Below are 20,898 nucleotides of genomic sequence, written 5' to 3'. Positions count from 1 at the left end.
AGAGGGGACCGCCGTGCTGACGGTGCACCGCGCTGAACAGGCCGAGCAGTTGGTGGGAGTGCTGGACGACACGCTCTCGGTGCCGTTGGCCGACCCGATGCAGACCGAGATCGTCGCCGTTCCCGAACGCGGCGTCGAGCGGTGGCTGCGCCAGCAGTTATCGCTGCGGCTGGGTACTGGCGGATTCGGCCCTGGGGGATTGGGCCCCGGGGGATTGGGCACCGGGGGATTGAGCACCGGGGGATTCGGTACCGGGGACGACTCGGCGACGGACGGGATCGCGGCCAACATCGCCTTCGACTCGCCACGCTTCCTCCTCCGCCAGGTCATGGATGGCGTCTCCACCGATCCCGACGCTTCGGAGAGCTGGTTCGCCGACAACCTCCGGTGGCCGGTGTTGCGGGTGCTCGACGAGCACCTCGACGACCCCGAACTGACCGTCCTCGCCGCGCACCTCGGGCAGTCCGACGGAACTGGTGACCGCCGCGGACGACGATTGTCGACCGCGTCGACGATCGCCGGCTTGTTCGGCTCGTACGGGTGGCAGCGGCCGTCGATGATCGCCGCCTGGGCCGCGGGCGACGACACCGACGGCGCAGGCGGCGCCCTCGCCGACCACCTGCGCTGGCAGCCGTGGTTCTGGCGGCAGGTGCGCCGCGAGATCGGCCACCCGCACCTCGCCGAGGAACTGCCGTCGCTGGTCACCCGGTTGCGCGACGATCCCGCGGCGGTCGATCTGCCGGATCGGCTGGGCCTGTTCGGCGCCACTCGGATTCCGCAGACGCTGCTGACCGTGCTGTCGGCGCTGGCCACCGAACGCGAGATCGCGCTGTACCTGCCGCACCCGTCGCCGCGGCTGTGGGACCAGGTCGCCGACTCGCTCGGGACCCCGACGATGCGACTGAGATCGAGTCGCCCCGCGCTGCGGCTGGGGCATCCGCTGCTGGCGAGCCTGTCGCGTGACGTCCAGGATCTGCAGGAGGTCCTGACCCCGCTGGCAGGGGAAACCGTGCACCATCGCTCGCCTGCGCCGGCCCGGACCACCCTGTTGGGCCACCTTCAGGAGGGCCTGCGGCGCGACCAGCTCACTACCGTCGATTCAGCGACCGCGGACGGCAGCGTGGAGGTCCACGCCTGCCACGGACCGTCGCGACAGGTGGAGGTGCTGCGCGATCGCCTGCTGCACCTCTTCGACGCCGATCCCACCCTCGAACCTCGCGACGTCCTCATCATGTGTCCTGACGTCGAGACCTTCGCGCCGCTCATCGGCGGCGCCTTCGGCCAGACCGGGCTGAGGGGTGAGCATCCCGCATTCAGTCTGCGAGTGCGGATGGCCGACCGCGGAATCCGGATGCAGAACGCGGTCCTCGACGTCCTCGCGCGCGTTCTCGACCTCGCGGCGGGCCGCGTGCGTGCCGGCGATCTCCTCGACCTCGTCGGAGCCGAGCCGGTCCGCCGACGATTCGGCTTCAGCGACGACGACGTCGACGCCCTGAGCAGTTGGGTTCAGCGGTCCGGGGTGCGCTGGGGCGTCGACGACGCCCAGCGCCGTCGGTTCGGGCTCGGCGGCTTTCCGCAGGGCACCGTCCAGACCGGGCTCGACCGGATTCTGCTCGGCGTGGTGGCCGAGGAGGCCGAGAACCAGTGGCTGGCGACGGCGCTGCCGCTGTCCGGTATAGACTCCACCGACACCGACCTGGCCGGCCGGTTCGCCGAGTTCGCTCAGCGCCTGACCGACCTGCTCGCAGCGGTGTCGGTACGGCAGACCAGCGGCGACTGGTCGGCACTGCTGGTCCGGATCATCGACCTGCTGACCGACACCGACTCCGACTCGCAGTGGCAGCGCGGACAGGCCGTGGGCATGGTCGCCGCAGCCCTCGCGACACCGGAGGGCACGAGCGAACCCGAACTCGAACTCGCCGACCTCCGCGACCTGATGACACAACTGCTGCTGGCCCGGCCGACGCGGTCGAACTTCTGCACCGGTGAGCTCACCGTGTGCTCGATGGTGCCGATGCGCTCGGTTCCGCATCGCGTGATCGCGATCCTCGGAATGGACAGCGGCTCGTACCCGCGGGCCGGTGCGATCGACGGCGACGACATTCTGCAGGTGGCGCCCATGGTGGGCGAGCGCAACGTGCGGGATGAGGACCGCCAGGTGTTCCTCGACGCCATCAACGCCGCGACCGACAGCCTGCTGGTGTTCTACACCGGCGCCGACGCGTTGACCGGTGCCCAGACACCGCCGGCGGTGGTGGTCAGCGAACTTCTCGACACCGCGCGCGCGGTCCTCGGCGTCGGCACCGGCCTGCCGGTCCCGGTCCTGACCCGGCACACGCTGCACGCCTTCGACGAGGCGAACTTCGTCGCGGACCAGACGCCGCCGTTCAGCTACGACGCCGGCCTGCTGGGGGCCGCGCGGGCGCTCAGCGCCCTCACCCGAGCCGGGGAACGCGGCCCGCAGCTTCCGGTGATCGCGGACGAGGTCCTCCCGGACGCCGATCGCTCCGGCGACGTCGACCTCGACGAACTCATCGCCTTCCTGTCTGCGCCCGTCGAAGGCTACGCCCGTCAACGACTGGGTGTGGGGCTGCCGGATCAGGCCGACGAGCACTCCGACGAACTCGCGGTGCAACTCGACGGACTCGAACGCTGGGGCGTCGGCAACCGGTTCCTGGCCGCATTGCTCGCAGGCGACGACCCGACCGCCGCGCAGGGCGCTGAGCTGCGACGAGGTTCGCTGCCGCCCTTCGCGTTCGGTGCCCGGGAGTTCGCGCCCATCCGCGAGCGCGCACAGGCGGTCGCGACAGCCGCGTACGGATATCGCAGCGACTCCGCCGACGCCGTGGACGTCCGCGTGGCGCTGCCCGACGGTCGTCGGATCTACGGCACCGTCGGCGACATCTTCTCGGGACGCCTGGTCCCGGTCAGTTTCTCCAAGCTCGGACCCAAGCACCGTCTGGCCGCCTGGGTTCGATTGCTCGCGATGGCGGCGGGCTCCGACCGTCAGGTGCACGAGGCGATCGTCATCGGCAGCGCCTCCGGGCGATACCCGGCCGCCAAGGTCAGCAGGCTCACTGCGCCGGAGCACGCCGCCGAGCTGCTCACCGTGCTGGTGACGATGCGGGACGCGGGCCTCTCCGCACCGATCGGGCTCACCCTCGACGCGGCGGGTGCCGCAGCCGCCGAGTACAACCGGGTGGGCAAAGCCGACAGTGCGCTGCGCCGAGCGAAGTACGCTTTCGCGAGCTCGTATGCCGACCCCAACAGGTACGCGGGGCTGGTGTTCCTCGGCGACCCGGAGGCACGCGTCGAGTTCCCGACGCTGCACGCCGCGATGCCCACCGCGGCGGCGATGGCCCCGGCCGCGCCGTGGCTGCCCGGTGACGATTCCACCGACATGTACGTGCGTCTCTCGTCGGCACTGTTCGGTCCACTGCTTCAGAACGAGGATGACCGATGACCGCCGCCGCGACGGATGCTTTCGATCTGGCGGACCCGCTGCCGCGTCACACCCTGGTCCTCGAGGCCAGCGCAGGCACCGGTAAGACGTACGCGATCGTCGCCCTCGCTGTCCGCTACATCGCCGACGGCACCCCGGTCTCGGCGCTTCTGATGGCCACCTTCTCCAATGCCGCGTCGGCCGAGCTCCGCGACCGGACGCATGCTCGGCTCACCGAATGCGTCGCCGCCCTGGCCGATCCCGACTCGGCGAGAGCCTCCGACGACGAGTTGATCGCCGTCCTCGCCGACACGGACGCACCGGGCCTCCAACGGCGCCGCGATCGACTGGCCGACGCCCTCTCGGACTTCGACGCCGCGACGGTCGCGACCACCCACACCTTCTGCAACCGGATGCTCGCCGCGCTCGGCTTCCTCGGTGGACGGCAACAACAGTTCCCGATTCTGGAGAACGTCGACGAGATGGTCGCCGAACTCGCCCGTGACGCCTACCTGGCGCGGTTCGCCGGCGATCCAGACTCGGCGCCGCCGTACGCCGACGCAGAGAAGATCGCGATCGCCGCGGTCCGCGATCCTGCCGCAACGCTCGCCCCCGACCGCGAGGACGAGCGGAGCGAGGAGTCGGACATCCGGGTGTGGATCGCCGAGCAGGCGCGCAAGCACACCGCGGTGCGCAAGCGCCTCGCCCGCGTGCGCACCTACGACGATCTGCAGCAGACGCTGTTCGAGATCGTCACCGATCCGATCATCGGCGACGAGGCGTGCCGCCGGATCCGGGAGCAGTTCGCCGTCGTGTTGATCGACGAGTTCCAGGACACCGACCCGCAGCAGTGGGAGATCGTTCGGCGATGCTTCCACACGCATCTGCCGCTGGTCTTGGTGGGTGACCCCAAGCAGTCCATCTACGCCTTCCGCGGGGCCGAGGTCCTCAGCTACCTCAACGCGGTGGAGTCGGCAGGCGAGCAGCGTCGGCTGGCGACCAACTGGCGTTCGGACGGGGCGGTCGTCGACGGCCTCGGCGTCCTCTTCGACGGTGCGGCGCTCGGTCATCCGCAGATCGGGTACCACCCGGTGACGGCCCGCCACGAAGGCTCGCGGATCCACGGCGCACCCGCGGTGCGGATCCGCGCGTTCCTGCGCGGCGACTTCAAGACCTCGACCAAGGACGGCACGGCGCCGCTGGTGCCCGAGGTGCGCGAGCGCGTCACCGAGGACGTCGCCGACGACATCGCCGCACTGCTCGGCAGCGAGACGACGATCGACGTCGACGGACGTCGCCGACCGGTGCAACCGGGCGACATCGCGATCCTCCTCCGCGCCAACAAGACCATTGCGCCGTTGCAGCAGGCCCTCGCCGAGCGGGGGGTGGCCTCGGTCGTCACCTCGGGGACCTCGATCTATGCGACCCCCGCGGCACGCTTCTGGTGGTATGTCCTGTCGGCCATCGAGAGCCCGTCGCGTCAGCCGCGCGTGCGGCTGGCAGCGCTGACCCCGCTGATCGGGATGTCGGCGCAGACCCTGGAGAGACAGGGCGACACCGGTGTCGGCACGTTGTCGGGGCAGCTGGCCGAACTCGGCCGCATCTTCGTCGACGGTGGGTTCGCGCCCATGGCCGCCCGGCTGTTCGGCGAGTTCGACACCGCGGCGCGGCTGTTGCGACTCGACGACGGTGAACGCCTGATGACCGACCTGTTGCAGTTGTCGGAACTGTGCAATCGTCGAGCCGTCGACACCGCAGGCGGTGTCACCTCGTTGGTGGAGTGGCTTGGCAAGCAGATCGACGAGGCCTCCGGCTGGGGTCAGCAGCGCGACGCGACGCGGCGACTCGACCGCGACACCGAAGCCGTCCAGATCATGACGGTCCACGCCAGCAAGGGACTCGAATTCCCCATCGTCTACGTTCCGTTCGGGTGGGACGGCGCCAGCCACCCGAATCCCGCGACGTTCCTGTTCCACGAGGGCGACGACAAGCGATACCTCGACGTCGGCGGCAAACAGGCCCGCGGCTATCACCGCCGTGATCGCCGTTCGCGGACCGAGAGTGCGGGCGAAGACCTGCGCCTGCTGTACGTCGCCACCACGCGGGCGCGCAGCCAGGTGGTCCTGTGGTGGACGCCGAGCACCACCACGCCGCGCGGCGCGCTGCACCGACTGCTCTTCACCGCCGGTGATCGTCGGACGGCAGCGGCCGCGGGAACGGTGTCGCCGATTCCGGACACCGTGCCCACACCGGGCGATGACACCGCCTGCGTCGCCGAGCTCCGCGGTATCGCCGCGCACAGTTCGTCGATGGTCGTCGAGCCCGCGGGCCGGACCGGCCGGGTGGAGTGGCGGGCGTCCGCCAACCGCGACGCCGCCCCGGTCCTGGACGTCTCGCGGTTCGGTCGGGTCATCGACAAGCAGTGGCGGCGCACCTCGTACTCGGCCATCGTCGCCGCCGCGCATGCCGCGGTGCACGCGCAGGCGCCGCAGCCGGCGTCCCTGGTGCAGGCGGGCAGCGAGCCCGAGGACGTCCACCGGCCGGACGAACCCGACGACGCGGGCGCCGGGACATCCGACGTCGACATTCATGCGGGTGAGGGGATGCCGTCGCTGATGAACGGCCTGCCCTACGGCGCAGGGTTCGGCACCCTGGTCCACGAAGTACTCGAGCACGTCGACACCTCGGCGAGGGATCTCGAGGCGCATGTGCTCGACAGGTGTCGCCAGGGAGCGGTGGTGGCGGGCGTCGACATCGACGTCGACGTGTTGGCACGCGCCCTCGTGGGCGTCCTCACCACCCCGCTCGGGTTCGGCGACCTGTGGTCGGTGAAGCCCAAGGATCGGCTCGCGGAGATGGACTTCGAACTGCCGCTGTCGGCAGCGGCCGGTGGATTCGGGCTCGACGCCGTCGGCGACCTGCTCGCCGAGCACCTGCCGCCGGACGATCCGCTGGCTCGGTACGCCGACCTGGTGCGGTCGGTGTCCAAGGAGCGGTTCAGCGGCTTTCTCACCGGCAGCATCGACTCGATCCTGCGCACCGCCGACGGTCGCTTCACGGTGGTGGACTACAAGACCAACCGACTCCGCGCCGGTGACCTCGCGGTGGAGGACTTCCACCGCGAGGCGATGGCCGACGAGATGATGGCCGCCCACTACCCGCTGCAGGCCCTGCTCTACTCGGTGGCCCTGCATCGCTACCTGAGGTGGCGGGTGCCGGACTATGCGCCCGCGACGCATCTGGGTCCAGTGCAGTATCACTTCGTGCGCGGCATGGCCGGACCGTCGACGCCGCCGGGTTGCGGGGTCTTCCAGTGGGACCTGCCGCCTGTGCTCGTGGTCGGGATGTCGGAGCTGCTGGCGGGACGCAGCGAGGGGAGTGCGCGATGACCACCATCGACGACCAGAACGCTCAGCGCGTGGCTTCCGGGTCCGACGGGCTCACCGCGTTCAACGATGCGGGCGTCCTCAACGCCGCCGACGTTCACGTCGCGCGGCGGGTGGCGCAACTGTCCGGCGCGCCGGTCGGCGATGACGTCCTCCTCGCCACCGCACTCGCCGTCCGTGCCGTCCGAACCGGATCGACATGCGTGGAACTCCACACCATCGCCGACCTCGCACCCGCCGACGAGCCGTCGCTTCCGTGGCCGGACCCGACCGCCCTGCGCGATGCGCTCGCGGCGTCGCACCTGGTCCTGGGCTGCCCGTCCGGGCCGCTGCGGCCGCTGGCGCTCGCCGACTCCGACGACGGCCCCCTGCTGTACCTGCGCAAGTACTTCCGCCAGGAACAGAGCATCCGCACCATCCTCGACCAGCGTGCCGCGAGCCGTCCGGAGGTGAACGCCTCGGCACTGGCCAATGCGCTGAACGTGGCCTTCGGGACCGGCGACGACGGCGGCTACGACCGCCAGCGTGCCGCGGCAGCGCTGGCCGCCACCTCGTGGACCACCGTTCTCGCCGGCGGTCCGGGCACCGGCAAGACCTACACCGTCGCCCGCATCCTCTCGGTGATGGAGGCGCTGTTCGACGGCGACCTGCGCATCGGGCTGTGCGCGCCGACCGGTCGTGCCGCCGCCCAGCTGCAGACGGCGATCGGTGAGTACCGGCGCGAACACGAGACGCTGCGCAGCGAACCCGCCGCGGTGACCGTTCACCGGCTGCTCGGTTCCCGGCCCGACGGCACCTTTCTGCGCGGCGCGGCCAACCGACTGCCGTACGACGTCGTGGTGGTCGACGAGACGTCGATGCTGCCGGTCACCATGATGTGCCGCCTCCTCGAGTCGCTGCGGTCGGACACCCGGCTGATCTTGGTCGGCGACCCGCACCAGCTGGTCTCGGTGGAGGCCGGCGCGGTGCTCGCCGACCTCGTCGATCGCGACCCGTCGACCGACGACGCGGCCGAGCTGCCCCAGGCATTCGTCGACGTCACCGATCTGGAGACCGCCGACTTCGAGGCACCGGAACTGGTCGCGTTGGCCCGCGGCGTCATCACCCTGCGGCGCGGACACCGGTACGGCGACAGCATCGGCGAGGTGGCCGAGGCGGTCAACGCCGGCGACGCCGACCGGGTGCTGGAACTCATCGGCGAGGGGTCGAACACCGACCATCCGGTGCGGTTGATCGAACCCGAGTCGGCCGAGGAAGTGCGCGGTGAGGCCGTCGGGTGGGCAGGCGCCCTGCGCTCGGCCGCCCTGGCGGGTGACGCGCGCGCCGCGGTGACCTCGCTGCGGGGCCACCGCGTGCTCTGTGCTCACCGGGACGGGCCCTACGGGGTCGCCGGATGGTCGCGCCGCGTCATCGGCTGGATCACCGATGACCTCGCCGGGCCGCCCGCGGGCGGCGGCTGGTACGCGGGCGAGCCGCTGTTGGTGACCGCCAACGACCGAGCCCAGGGCGTGTACAACGGCGACTCCGGCGTGGTGATCCGCGACGGCGACGGCCTGGCCGCGGTGTTCGAGCGCGGTCACGAGATCAAGCAGCTCCACCCGAGCCAGCTGGCCGACGCCGTCCCCGTCTACGCGATGACCATCCACCGCAGTCAGGGCAGCCAGTTCGGTTCGGTCACTGTGGTGCTGCCGCCGCCGGACGCCGAACTGCTGACGCGCGAGCTGCTGTACACCGCGATCACCCGGGCCGAGCGCGAGGTCAACGTGATCGGCACCCCCGCGGCGCTGCGAGCGGCCGTCGGCCGTCGTGTCGCGCGCGCTTCGGGACTGCGCACCAACCTGGTGGAAGTGATCGCGCCCGCAGACGACCAGCCCGACTCCGACGAGTAGGACGTCGCCGACCGTCAGGGATTCCGAACGGGCGGGACTCAGATCGGACGGGGGTTAGATCGGACGGGGGTCAGATCAGGTCGACGCCGCCGGGAACCAGGTCGCGCCGCTGGTACGCCTCCGAGCGCAGAAAGAGCCGCTGCGGCCCGGGCGGGAGCGCACCGAAATCCTGCATCGAGGCGCTGCGCGCGATCTCGGTCCGGTGCGATGTGATCGCGCGGATCTTGCAGCCGACGCAGGCGCCCACGTCGACCCACAGGTCCACCTGCGCGTCGGGCGTTCCGGTGTACGGAAGGTGCGATGCGGTCGCGAGATGCGGCTTGATCGCGGTCACGATGCTTTCCGGAATGGTGACGAAGTAGAGCGACGACACCTGCCACGGATCACCGAGGTCGGAGTGATACGCGCCGACCGCCGCTGCGTCGGCGGCCGCCGCGGTGAGTCGATTGGCATGGATGTGGTCGGGGTGCCCGTACATACCGAAGGCGTCGTAGGTGACCAGGACCTGCGGCTTCAACACCCGGATGTGCGCCACCAGCGCCGCCACCTGCTCGTCGAACGGCGCCAGAATGAACGACGACGCGCCGGGGGCGGAATCGGGGACGAAACTGTCGGCGTAGCCGAGCATGATCGGGTCGCGAGCCAACTCCAATTCACGCGCGGCGTCCACGAGTTCACCGTGGCGGGTGGTGCCGCGCACCCAGGTGCACGTGACGAGCGAGACCTCGGCACCGCCGCGGGCCAGGCTCGCGATGGTGCCGCCGGTCCACAACGACTCGTCGTCGGGGTGGGCATGAACAAAGAGTGCACGGGAGGCGCCTGACACCTCCCTCACAGTACGCGTAGGTCGGCCGGTAAACTCGTCGGCGCAGAATCAGCCCGACAATTCGCCCGTCACGATCAGGAGTCCTGCGTTGACCTCGCAAGTTTTCCAGTTCCAAGCCCAGGCCCGGCAACTGCTGGACCTGATGGTTCATTCCATCTACTCCAATAAGGACAGCTTCCTGCGAGAACTGGTCTCGAATGCGTCGGACGCCGTCGACAAGCTGCGCCTGGAGGGCTTGCGCGACAAGGATCTCGACGCAGACATCTCCGATCTGCACATCCGCCTGACCCCCGACGCCCAGGCGCGGACGCTGACCGTCGCCGACAACGGCATCGGCATGTCGCGCGAGGAGGTCATCGACCTCATCGGCACCGTCGCGAAGTCGGGCACCGACGAGCTGCGGCAGACCCTCGCCGCGAGCGACCCGGCCGACGCCGGTGATCTCATCGGCCAGTTCGGCATCGGCTTCTACTCGGTCTTCATGGTCGCCGAACGCGTTGAACTGGTGACCCGCAAGGCGGGCGAGACCGTCGGCACCCGCTGGGAGTCGACCGGCGACGGCACCTACACCCTCGACGAAGTGGCCGACGCGCCGCAGGGCACCACGATCACCCTGTCGCTCAAGCCCGTCGACGAGGACGACGCGGTCAACGACTACGCCGACCCGAACGTGCTCCGCGGCCTGGTCAAGAAGTACTCCGACTTCATCTCCTGGCCCATTCGGATGTCCGTCACCAAGCACACTCCGGGCGAGGAACTCGAGGACGGCACCACCGCCGAGCCGACCGTCGAGGAAGTCGACGAGACGCTCAACTCGCAGAAGGCGTTGTGGGCGAAGTCGCCGTCGGAGGTCTCCAAGGAGGAGTACGCCGAGTTCTACCGGCACGTCTCGCATGCGTGGGACGATCCGCTCGAGACCATCACCCTGCACGCCGAAGGCACCTTCGAGTACCAGGCTCTCCTGTTCATCCCGACGCAGGCGCCGTTCGACCTCTTCATGCGCGAGCGTGCCAACGGCATCCACCTGTACGTGAAGCGCGTGTTCATCATGGACGACGCCGCCGAACTGATGCCGGAGTACCTGCGCTTCGTCCAGGGCGTGGTGGACGCCGCCGACCTCTCGCTCAACGTCTCGCGAGAGATCCTGCAGCAGGACCGCCAGATCCGGGCGATCCGGCGTCGTCTCGTCAAGAAGGTCATCGCGTCGGTCCAGGAGATCCAGGATCGTCGTCCCGAGGACTACCAGACCTTCTGGAGCAACTTCGGCCGTGTCTTCAAGGAAGGCCTGATCAACGATCAGGACAACGCCAAGGCCATCCTCAAGGCGTCGGTGTTCGCCTCGACCAACAGTGAGACCGAGCCGACGACGCTCGTCGACTACATCTCGCGGATGAAGCCCGAGCAAGACGTCATCTACTACATGACGGGTGAGTCGCGGACCCAGATCGAGCGGTCGCCGCACCTGGAAGCCTTCCGCGCCAAGGGCATCGAAGTGCTGTTGCTGTCGGATCCGGTCGACGAGGTGTGGGTGTCGTCCGGTCTGGACTTCGAGGACAAGCAGCTGGTCTCGGTGGCCAAGGGCGTGGTGGACCTCGACGGCGACGACGCCGAGTCGACCGACGAGGACAAGACCAAGCAGCAGGAGGAGTTCGCGCCGCTGCTGACCTGGCTCGGCGAGACCCTGTCCGACGAGGTGACCGAGGTCCGCCTGAGCTCGCGTCTCACCGAGTCGGCCGCCTGCCTGGTCGGTGACGCGTTCTCGATGACCCCGCAGTTGGAGAAGCTGTACCGAGCGTCGGGACAACCGGTGCCCAAGTCCAAGCGGATCCTGGAACTGAACCCCGACAACGCGCTGGTGACCGCCCTGCAGGGCAAGTTCGGCAGCGAGGGCGACCGATCGGCGCTGGAGCCGACGGCCAAGCTGGTCTATGCGGCAGCTGTTCTCGCGGAAGGCGGCGATCTCGACGATCCCGCCGAGGTCGCGAAGCTGCTGGCCGAGACCCTGACCCAGAATCTCGGCTGACCCATGGGGGTGTTGACGCCTGTCGCGATCCGGATCGGGTCGTTCGAGTGGCTGCCCAAGTACCTGCCGTACATCGTCAAGATCGATGTGCTGCTGCACTTCCTGACCCGCGGACGGGTCGGTCTGCTGCGGCTGGCCGGGCTGCCCGGTGTCACGATGACGATCCCGGGCCGCAAGAGCGGCACACCGCACAGCACGCATGTGCTCGCGGCGCCCGACGGCGACGACTGGCTCGTCGCCGGCTCGTTCTTCGGCGGGCCCAAGACTCCGGTGTGGGTGTACAACCTGCGCGCCGCGGAGACGATCACCGTCACGGTCAACGGCGTCTCGCAGACGATGGCCCGGACGGAGTTGGTCGACAACGACCGCGCCGTCGGCTGGCGGATCCTGCTCGGCGTCTGGCCCAACTTCACGATGTACGCCCGCCGGACCGACCGCCGGATCCCGGTGTTCCGCTTGTCGCCGGTGTGATTCGGCGAGCCCCCAGACGGCAAGCCCCCGCATAACAGTGTTCCCCGTGACCACCTGGTGGTCACGGGGAACACTGCTCTGTTGCGGGCGGGGTCCTACTCGCCCTTGAACTGCGGCGGGCGCTTCTCGAAGACCGCGGTGATGGCCTCGGTGATGTCGTTGCTGGGGAGGAAGGCGGCGTTCCACGCCGCGACGTAGCGCAGACTGTCGTCGACCCGCGCGCTGCGGCTGTGGTCCATCACGTCCATGAAGCCCTGGACCACCAGCGGCGCATTGCCCGCGATCTCGGCAGCGATGGCGTGGGCGGCCTCGAGTGCCGCGTCCTTGTCCGCATAGACGTCGCTGACGAGGCCGATCTTCTCGGCGCGGGCGGCGTCGATGTCCTTACCGGTCAGGGCCAGTTCCCGGGTGTGGCCCTCGCCGATGATCAGCGGCAGGCGGGCCAGCGAGCCCATGTCGGCGACGATCGCCACCTTCACCTCGCGGACGCTGAACTTGGCGTCGGCGCTCGCGACGCGGATGTCTGCGGCGCTGATCAGGTCCACGGCACCGCCGATGCACCAGCCCGAGATCGCGGCGACGACGGGCTTGCGGCAGTCGGCGACGGCGTTGATGGCGCCCTGCATGCTCTTGATGGTGTTGTGGAACTCGGTACGCGGCCCGGCCTTGGCGTCGGGCGCGAGGACCTTGCCGAACTCGCCCATCATGGCGGGCAGGTCGAGACCGAACGAGAAGTTCTTGCCGGAGCCGGTCAGCACCACCGCGCGGACCTCGGGGTCGGCGTCGATGGCGTTGAACAGCGGAGCCGACTCGCTCCAGAAGTCCGGGCCCTGCGCGTTGCCCTTGCTCGGGCCGATGAGGGTCACTTCGGCGACGTGGTCGGCGACGCTCACGCTGAACGCCTTGTACGGGTGGGAGCGGTAGGCGGGAGCGTCTGCGCCGGTCACCGCGCCGTCGGTGTTGTTCTCAGTCACGAGCCCGATGGTACCCGCAACCCCTACTGGCGAGTAACCCCCCGCTCAGTCACGTCGCAGTCGCGGGAGGAGTTCGTCGGTCTTCGCCTCCGACCAGCCTTCGGGCGTCAGGATCTGCGCCCACGCCTGCGGGATCTCCCGCAGATAGTTGTGGCCGTGCCCGTCGGGCACATTCACCGAGACCGCCATGTCGGCGGCCACCTGCAGGAAGGTCACGAACGGAATCCAATGCATGGCTCCGAGCACATCGGCGCCGCGCTTCTCCCGAAGCCAGTCGGGCTTGTTCAAGATGAGGTCGGGGTTCCACCACGAGATCGGGTCGGACGCGTGCTGCAGGTACACCAGGCGACCGCGATCCCATGGCTGACCCGCAGGCCTGCCGAGGTCGTCGGCGGTGTTGATGAACCGGACCTGCTCGCCGTCCTCGAAGATCGGCAGCACCTCCGGCGTGCCCGCGTCACGATCTGCGGTGGTGTCTGCCCACATCTGATTGCTGAAGGTAGGTCCGGTCAGCAGGGCGCCGTCGGTCCGTGCACTCATGGTCGCGACCGAACCGAAGGGGGCCTCCGCGCCGAACGAACCGAGGCTCTCACCGAAGACCACGATCTTTGGTCGGTCGGCCTCCGGAATCCTTCGGACCATGCGGTCGATCGCCTCGAACAGTGCTCGTCCCGCCTGGCGGGCGCGTTCCTGGTCCACGAGGAACGACAACCAGCTCGGCAGCATCGAGTACTGCATCGAGACCATCGCGGTGTCGCCGTTGAACATGTACTCCAGCGAATCCAAGTTGGCCTGATTCACCCAGCCGGTGCCGGTGGAGCCCGCGATCCCGATCAGCTTGCGCTTGAGCCCTCCGGTCCGCACCAGCTCGCGCGCCGCGAGCTCGGCGCTCTCGTTGATCGAATCGGCGGACTTGAGGCCGGCGTAGACGCGGATCGGCTCGAGGGCGGGCCGACCGTTGAACTCGGCGATCTCCTCGGCGCGGGGACCCACGGACACGAACGTGCGCCCCATCCGGCCGAGGCTGGCCCAGCTCACCAGCGAGTCGGGGCCGCCGGACCGGAGCGTGGAGGTCGGAGGCTCCGTATCCGGGTTCGTCTCGTCGTTGACGGCGGCGAAAGAGTTGTTGAGCGCGGTCATGCCGTAGTCGGCGACGACTCCGTTGAAGACGAAGATGCTGACGACGACCATCGCAGTGGCCGCGGTCAGCCCCGCGATGCGCGGCGGGATGCGTCGGCTGAGACGGCGGGAGATCAAGCGGACCAGCGCGCCCCAGGCCTGCCCGGCGCCGAGCAGAATCGCGAACACGATCACGGCGACGACCACGATGATCGGGTACGCCGTCCAGTCCAGACGCTCCACGCCCATCAGATCGCGCAACTCGTCCTGCCAGCGGCGATACCAGTACATCATCACCGCTGTCCCGATGAGGAAGACGACGCCGAGACCGATCCACCAGAAGTGACGGGGACGCCCCCACGGTTTTTTGCGGGACACCAGATACCGTGCCAGCCAACTGAGGAAAGCGCCGATCGCATACCCGAGGGCTGCCGCGGCGGCGCCGACCACGCCCTGGAACAGCGGGCCGCGGGGCAGCAGCGACGGGGTGGTCGAGAACCACAGCAGCACGGTGCCGAACACCAGACCGCAGTACGACAACCGCGCGGTGTACCGCGCCCACCACTGTCCGGCGCGGGCCAAGAACGACGGCTTCGTCGCCTCAGGAGCGTCCTGGTCCGTAGCTTCGGGAGCATCCTGCTCCGTCGCTTCGGGGTCGGGAACGGGGTCTGCTGTTGTCATTCGTCGGCCTTTCAGTCCCGATGCGGACTTTCAGCTTAGTCGCGGTCGGTTGGCCGGGAGACGGTGGAATCGCTTTTGTGCCACCATGAGTCCGTGAAATCGATTCCTGATCCGCTGGCCATCGACGACGTCCACCTCACGTTGCCCACCGGCGACGTCGAGGCGTCGACACGGATCTACGACCACCTGCTCGGGCCCGGTCGTTCCGGGCGCTGGTCCGCGACCAACGGCTCGATCGGATTGGCAGGCGTCGACGCCCCATTGACCGTCGACCTCCGCGTTGCGGACCTGGCAGGTGCCGCAGATCTGGTGCAGCGACGCGGCGTGGCCGTTGATCACCACTCCGACGCAGCGTCGCTCGCGGACCTGCCTCCGCTGCGGCTCACTGCGCTGGACGCCGCGGACCCGGCGGGGCCGATGATCGACCACGTGGTGCTCACCGTCGCCGATGCGGACTCGGCGGTCGCGACCTTCGGTGGTCGCCTCGGCATCAACCTGAGACTGGTGCGCGACCTCGGGAAGGGCGTCTCGCAACTCTTCTTCCGCACGTCCACCGCGGTCCTGGAAGTGGTCGCGGGGTCGTCGGACCCGGCCGACGGCATCGCCCTGATGGGCGTGGCGTGGCGGTCGGCGGACATCGTCGCCGAGCGCGAGCGGCTGGTGCAGGCCGGCTTGAACGTCAGCGAGGTCCGCACGGGACGCAAGGCCGGGACGCAGGTCTGCACCGTGCGGGAACCTGCTCTCGGCACCGCGACCCTGTTGATCCAGCAGTGATCGCGGTCGTCGGAGCGCAGACTGTCGTAAGTCCTTCGAAAGGAACCTGATGCCTGCTCAACTCAATCCGTACTTGATGCTCGGAGACACCGCCCGTCCCGCGCTGGAGTTCTACCGGGGCGTCTTCGGCGGTGAGGTGTCGCTGCGCACCTTCGCCGATGTGCCCGGCACACCGCCGGAGAGCGCAGACCGGGTGATGCACGGAACTCTGGAGACCGCCGACGGTCTGGTGATCATGGCGGCCGACTCGCCGGAGAACGCCGATGCGCCGACCGGCCAGAATCTCGCGGTCTCGGTCAGCAACTCGGACACCGACATCACGCAGTCCTGGTGGGACGGTATCTCCGATGGCGGCACCGTCGAGGTCCCGTTCGTGCAGGCGCCGTGGGGCTATCGCTTCGGCATGTGCGTCGACAAGTTCGGGATCCGATGGATGGTCAGCGACGGCGAGTAGTCGTCGGTCGTCTTCGGCCACCCGGCAGCGACCGCCGGGTACGCTGATCGCCATGAGGGAGATGCCGATGTTTCCGCTGGGGGCAGTGCTCCTGCCGGGCGAGGAACTTCCCCTCCGGATCTTTGAACCTCGCTATGCCGCAATGATTTCCGATGTCGAATCGGGAGAAGGCCGGTTCGGGACGGTGCTGATTGAACGCGGTTCCGAGGTCGGTGGCGGTGATGTCCGGTCGATGGTCGGCACCATCGCGCACGTCGAGACGATCACCCAGTCCGGGCCCGGCCGCTACTCGCTGCTCTGCCGGGGCTCCGATCGGATTCGTGTCTCCGAATGGCTGCCCGACGAGCCGTACCCGCGGGCGCGTGTCGACGATCTGGTCGACCCCGTCGGTGGGCGTCTCGAATGGTCGGAGCTGCTGCAGAAGCGCGCGCAACTCCAACTGCTGTGCGGGCAGGGCGGACGTCAGGACGCTCAGTTGCGGTGGATCGCGTCGCAGCTCACCAAGCCCGTCGACTACGAGGCGATGGATTCGACGACGGCGTCGTTCCGCGCGGCATCCGACCTCCCGCTCGGTCCCGCCGACCGGTACAAAGTCCTGACGGCGTCCGACGCCGCTACCCGTGTCGAGGTGATCGAGACGGCGCTCGACGACCTGATCGCCGCACTGAGATTTCGTTTGAAGGGATGAGCGATGAGCAACATTGAGGCTGAACCGGCGGAGATCGAATGCGTCTCGTGTCCGGAGGAAGGCATCGAAGTGATCGAGGCGCGCTCGGTTCCGCTCGGCGGGATTCGTGCGATGAAGGTCAACCGGACGCTGCCGACCAGAGACCGATCGATGGTCGGCGCGTGGTGCTTCGCCGATCACTATGGACCGGAGCCGGTGTCGCAGTCGGGCGGGATGCAGGTGATTCCACACCCGCACACCGGCCTGCAGACGGTCAGCTGGCTGTTCGAGGGCGAGATCGAGCACCGCGACAGCGCCGGGGTTCACGCCATGGTGCTGCCGGGAGAGATGAACCTGATGTCGGCCGGCCACGGCATCAGCCATTCCGAGGTGTCGACCGAACGGGTCGAGATGCTGCACGGATTGCAGCTGTGGGTGGCGCTGCCCGACGCGGTCCGCGACGACCCGCACGGATTCCAGCACTACGCGCCGCCGTCGGTCCCGCTGACGGATCCCGCGGGAGCGGCGGTCGGCAGTATGAAGGTCTTCGTGGGAACGCTCGGCGGATCGACGGCCGACATCGTCACCGCGACGCCGCTGATGGGCGCGGAAGTCATCATCGAACCACGGGCGAGCGTCGACCTCGACGTCGATGCGACCTTTGAGCACGGTGTTCTGCTCGACACCGACGCGTTGGAGGTGAACGGCGTTGCGATCGGCCGGTCGTCGTTGGCGTACGTGGGTCCGGGCGCAACGCGTCTGGAACTGGTCAACACCACCGACGTGCCGGCCCGTGTCGTAGTTCTCGGCGGCGAGCCGTTCGAGGAGGACGTCATCATGTGGTGGAACTTCGTCGGGCGCACCCACGACGAGATCGTCGGGTACCGCGAGGAATGGCAGGAGCGCGCCGAGCGTTTCGGATCAGTAGACGGCTGGGGTTCCGCGGAATGGATCCCCGCGCCGCCGCTCCCGAACAGTCGACTCAAGCCGCGCAAGCGGCCGCAACGATAGGAAGAGACCCGTGACCGAAGCCGACCGCACCTCCGTCAGCCGGAACGACGAGCAGGGCCGCTACGACATCTTCGTGAACGACGAGCTGGCGGGTTTCACGCTGTTCGTCGATCGTGGACCCCAGCGCATCTTCCCGCACACCGAGCTGGACGACCGCTTCGCCGGCCGCGGCCTCAGCTCCATCCTGGTCCGGGAGGCCCTCGCCGACACCCGCGCCGCGGGCCAGCGCGTCGTCGCAGTGTGCCCGCTCGTGGCCCGCTACATCAGCAAGCACGACGACGTCGCCGACCTCGCCGATCCGGTGACCCCGGAGATCCTCCAGTTCCTGAAGTCCCGCTAGCTGCGAGTCCGACTCACCGCCGCGCGTAGCGGAACACCTTGGTGTTCAGCAGGCAGGGGGAGGGGTCGATGATGCCGACGCTCAATAGCTTGCGTCGCGCGTCGTAGTCGATGCCCTCCACCTCGTAGCCGCCTTTGCACGCGCTGTGCTTGGGGACGTCGAAGTCGTGCGTCACGCGGCCCGTCACGGTGGTCCCGCTGGTCAACGGCCGCGACAGCCACACGGAGTAGACGGCCTGACGCGGCTTGTCGACGGCGCAGACCAGGCGGGTGGCGTCGACGAAATCGCAGCTCTGCACGTTCTCCAGCGGCTGGTCGAGATTGATCTGGCCGACCAACGGCACCTGACTTCCACTGCGCTGAGCGCGCGGGTTGGCGAAGACCAGCAGCCGCTTCTGCACCTTCCACTCACCGCTGACCAGGTACTTCCCCGACGGGTCGACCGTCACGAACGAGTTGTTCGCCAACTCCCCGGGGGCTAGCCGATGATAGTAGCGGCGAACGGCGCCGTCGCGGCCGGTGACGGCATACAGTTTGCGACCGGCGTCGAGATTCTCGTAGGCGTCGTAGGTCTCACTGCGGTAGATGTCCTGATCGCCGATATGCGTCCATCCCTCGGCGGCCAGTTCAGGTCGGATCGTCAGGTAGCCGCGCCCGTGGAGGAGGCCGCCGCCGGTGGCGAGACCCTGGTTGTAGGCGAGTGTCGAATTGTCGCTGGTCGAGGTCAGCGTCCACTCGGAGGGCGTGGCCGACGCCGCAGGTCCAGTCGATGACACCGCAGGTGCGACGACCGCCGCCGCGACTGCTCCGGCGAGGCCGGTGATGATGATTCGCAGTGCGCGGCGGCGGAAGTTCACAGCAGGTCCTCGGTGTGGCGGGGGCGTCGGTCAGTCGAGACCTTAGCCCGACCACCCGGGGACAGTCGATCTATTCGGCGGAATCCGATTCGATGGAGTCGTCGGCCTTCGGGCTGGTCGACGCACCGAGGTTCGAGATCATGCCGGCCAGGTCGATGCCGGTGGTTCCCTGGATCAGCTCCATGGCACTGACGACGGTCGACCCGGCGCCCTTGGCGATGGGACTCACCGAGTCGCCGACCAGCGTGATGTTCGCTTCGGTCAACGGCTCCGATGCCGCCTGGACGATCGCGGGCAGCTTGCTCAGCACGAGCTCCAACTGTCCGACGTTGTCGAGCTTGCCGAGAGCCTCGGCGCGCTTCTCCAGGGCTTCGGCCTCGGCTTGACCGGTGATTCGGATGCCCTCGGCCTTAGCTGCGGCCTCGGCGATGATCTCGGCCTTGCGTGCCTCGGCGCGCTGCTGCGCGGCGTACAGCTCGGCCTCGGCGGGACGACGGACCTCGGCGTCCAGCTCGGTGTCGCGGAGGCGGGCGTGCTGCTCGGCGACCTCGTTGTCCTTCTCCACCTGAATGCGACGACGCTCGGCTTCCACCAGCGGACGTACGGCGTCAGCCTCAGCGGCCGCGCGATCGGTGGCCTGACGTGCTGCTTCGCGTTCGATGTCGAGCTCGCGCTGCTGCTGGATCACGGCCTGCTCGTTGGCGATCCGGCTCTCCTCGGCCACCCGGTGGGCCTCGGCGCGCGACTTGGCCGCGATGGCCGCCTGGTCGGAGCGCTCGCGCGCGGCGAGGTCGGAGAAGTACTGGCCGTCGGAGTCCTGGACGTCGTTGATCGAGAAACTGTCGAGCACCAGGCCCTGATTGCCCAGAATCTCTTTGATCGACTGGGCCACCTGGTCGACCAACTGCTGACGGTCCACCAGGATGCTCTTGGCGGTCATGGTGCCGACGATCGACCGCAGTTCACCCGACAGTTGCTCGGTGACCAGGGCTCGAACGCGGTTCAGGTCATCGCCGAAGCGCGGTCCGGCCTTGAGAATGGACTCCGGGGTGTCGCCGACCTTCACGATCGCGACGCCGCGGACCTTCAGTTCGATGCCGTCGTTGGCCGGCGTCGAGGTGTCGAGGTCGGCCTTGACCGACGAAAGCTGCACCCGGGTCGCGCGCTGGACCACTGGCAGCACAAACGTTCCGGTGCCGCGGTAGACCTTGCCCTGCGGTCCCTTTCCGGTACCGGTGACGATGAAGGCCTCTTCCGCTCCGGGGACCCGATAGCGAGATAGTAAAAGGATTGCGGTGAGGACGAGCAGGACCACGATGGCCACTACTGCGCCGAGGACGGCTCCCATGGGTGATGGGTTCCTTTCTTTCGGTCGGTTCGCGGGGCGAACCGGAGGGCGACGATCAGAAGGCGGTGGAGAGTCGAACGACCACGTAACTGTCGCGGTCTGGCTGCTTCTCGATGACGACCGCCGAGGCGTTGTACTCGAGCGCTTCGTCGGAGGTGATGGTGATCTGCTGTGACCCGAGCACCGAGTCGACTTCTCCGACGCCGAATCGGCCGGGGGTCACCGGTTCGACAACGCGGACCGCGGATCCGACGAAGTCCAGCGAGGGCACTTCGGCCTCGGATCCGACGAGGTAGCCGATCAGGGCGACGGTCATCACCGACAGCAGGGCGCCGGCGGCCAGGCCGACGAGCAGGGCCACCCAGGTCGAGGTGTCGGAGAACTGCATCAACCCGCCGGCGAGCAGGCCGAATCCCATCGTGAACGGCATGAGGATGGAGAGCAGCCCGGCGCCCGAGTCTCCGACATCGAAGTCGAAGTCCCCGAAGTCCAGGCCGAACAGCGACAACAGGGTCAGGACCAGTCCCACCCCGCCGATGGCCAGCAAAACGATTCCAAGCACGCCAACCCCCATTGCCGTCGTGTGTGGCTCCAGTCTGACACACGGTGCGGGAGCAGCCATTCGGACGTCTGACGG

General features: G+C 68.6%; 16 protein-coding genes. 10 read left to right on the top strand and 6 right to left on the bottom strand.

What is annotated here, in order from left to right:
- Positions 1 to 13 precede the first annotated feature (13 nt).
- From recC to recD, 3 genes are read left to right on the top strand one after another with little or no spacing between them, the layout of a single operon-like run.
- Entirely contained in the window at positions 14 to 3,463 is a 3,450-nt protein-coding gene (gene recC, locus GX543_RS07720) for an exodeoxyribonuclease V subunit gamma (RefSeq protein ID WP_290851066.1), read from the top strand.
- Positions 3,460 to 6,831, top strand: coding sequence for a UvrD-helicase domain-containing protein (locus GX543_RS07715; protein WP_290851064.1), 3,372 nt, complete (start codon positions 3,460 to 3,462; stop codon positions 6,829 to 6,831). The genes recC and GX543_RS07715 overlap by 4 nt, the downstream gene beginning before the upstream one ends.
- A complete protein-coding gene (gene recD / locus GX543_RS07710; protein WP_290851063.1) occupies positions 6,828 to 8,717 on the top strand; it encodes an exodeoxyribonuclease V subunit alpha in 1,890 nt (629 codons plus the stop codon). The genes GX543_RS07715 and recD overlap by 4 nt, the downstream gene beginning before the upstream one ends.
- Before the next feature lie 70 nt (positions 8,718 to 8,787).
- Here recD and GX543_RS07705 read toward each other — a convergent pair whose 3' ends face one another.
- Positions 8,788 to 9,552, bottom strand: a complete 765-nt coding sequence (locus tag GX543_RS07705) for a PIG-L family deacetylase (protein WP_290851061.1) — start codon at positions 9,550 to 9,552, stop codon at positions 8,788 to 8,790.
- Between the two features lie 79 nt (positions 9,553 to 9,631).
- On the opposite strand from GX543_RS07705, the gene htpG reads away from it, so the two are divergent.
- Together htpG and GX543_RS07695 are read left to right on the top strand one after the other, a co-directional pair.
- Entirely contained in the window at positions 9,632 to 11,566 is a 1,935-nt protein-coding gene (gene htpG / locus GX543_RS07700) for a molecular chaperone HtpG (RefSeq protein WP_290851060.1), read from the top strand.
- A gap of 3 nt (positions 11,567 to 11,569) precedes the next feature.
- Positions 11,570 to 12,037, top strand: coding sequence for a nitroreductase/quinone reductase family protein (locus tag GX543_RS07695; protein ID WP_290851059.1), 468 nt, complete (start codon positions 11,570 to 11,572; stop codon positions 12,035 to 12,037).
- A 95-nt stretch (positions 12,038 to 12,132) separates the two neighbouring features.
- Here the strand turns inward: GX543_RS07695 and GX543_RS07690 are convergent, their stop codons facing one another.
- Positions 12,133 to 12,984 (bottom strand): crotonase/enoyl-CoA hydratase family protein, encoded by an 852-nt coding sequence (locus GX543_RS07690; protein WP_290851080.1) that lies wholly within the window; start codon positions 12,982 to 12,984, stop codon positions 12,133 to 12,135.
- Positions 12,985 to 13,056: 72 nt separating this feature from the next.
- Entirely contained in the window at positions 13,057 to 14,811 is a 1,755-nt protein-coding gene (locus GX543_RS07685; protein ID WP_290851058.1) for an alpha/beta-hydrolase family protein, read from the bottom strand.
- Positions 14,812 to 14,904: 93 nt separating this feature from the next.
- Between GX543_RS07685 and GX543_RS07680 the strand changes: the two genes are divergently transcribed.
- From GX543_RS07680 to GX543_RS07660, 5 genes are read left to right on the top strand one after another with little or no spacing between them, the layout of a single operon-like run.
- Positions 14,905 to 15,585 carry a VOC family protein gene (locus tag GX543_RS07680; RefSeq protein ID WP_290851057.1) on the top strand — a complete coding sequence of 227 codons (681 nt, stop codon included), beginning with the start codon at positions 14,905 to 14,907 and terminating at the stop codon, positions 15,583 to 15,585.
- Positions 15,586 to 15,634: 49 nt separating this feature from the next.
- On the top strand, positions 15,635 to 16,039 hold the full coding sequence (locus GX543_RS07675) for a VOC family protein (RefSeq protein WP_290851056.1): 405 nt from the start codon (positions 15,635 to 15,637) through the stop codon (positions 16,037 to 16,039).
- 52 nt (positions 16,040 to 16,091) lie between these two features.
- Complete coding sequence (locus GX543_RS07670) at positions 16,092 to 16,727, top strand: LON peptidase substrate-binding domain-containing protein (RefSeq protein WP_290851055.1); 636 nt, start codon at positions 16,092 to 16,094, stop codon at positions 16,725 to 16,727.
- Between the two features lie 3 nt (positions 16,728 to 16,730).
- Complete coding sequence (locus GX543_RS07665; protein ID WP_290851054.1) at positions 16,731 to 17,717, top strand: pirin family protein; 987 nt, start codon at positions 16,731 to 16,733, stop codon at positions 17,715 to 17,717.
- A gap of 10 nt (positions 17,718 to 17,727) precedes the next feature.
- Positions 17,728 to 18,057 carry a GNAT family N-acetyltransferase gene (locus GX543_RS07660; protein WP_290851053.1) on the top strand — a complete coding sequence of 110 codons (330 nt, stop codon included), beginning with the start codon at positions 17,728 to 17,730 and terminating at the stop codon, positions 18,055 to 18,057.
- A gap of 13 nt (positions 18,058 to 18,070) precedes the next feature.
- On the opposite strand, the gene GX543_RS07655 is transcribed toward GX543_RS07660, so the two are convergent.
- The 3 genes from GX543_RS07655 to GX543_RS07645 form a co-directional block, all read right to left on the bottom strand.
- Positions 18,071 to 18,913 (bottom strand): hypothetical protein, encoded by an 843-nt coding sequence (locus tag GX543_RS07655; RefSeq protein ID WP_290851052.1) that lies wholly within the window; start codon positions 18,911 to 18,913, stop codon positions 18,071 to 18,073.
- A 70-nt stretch (positions 18,914 to 18,983) separates the two neighbouring features.
- Entirely contained in the window at positions 18,984 to 20,261 is a 1,278-nt protein-coding gene (locus GX543_RS07650) for a flotillin family protein (RefSeq protein WP_290851050.1), read from the bottom strand.
- 55 nt (positions 20,262 to 20,316) lie between these two features.
- Positions 20,317 to 20,823: a hypothetical protein gene (locus GX543_RS07645; RefSeq protein ID WP_290851049.1), complete on the bottom strand. Its 507-nt coding sequence runs from the start codon at positions 20,821 to 20,823 to the stop codon at positions 20,317 to 20,319.
- Positions 20,824 to 20,898: the final 75 nt, after the last annotated feature.

Origin of the sequence: Gordonia sp. (in: high G+C Gram-positive bacteria), from assembly GCF_012515855.1 — a bacterium.
In the GTDB taxonomy this organism is placed as follows: Bacteria; Actinomycetota; Actinomycetes; order Mycobacteriales; family Mycobacteriaceae; genus Gordonia.
This window is presented reverse-complemented; position numbering and strand designations above follow the sequence as displayed.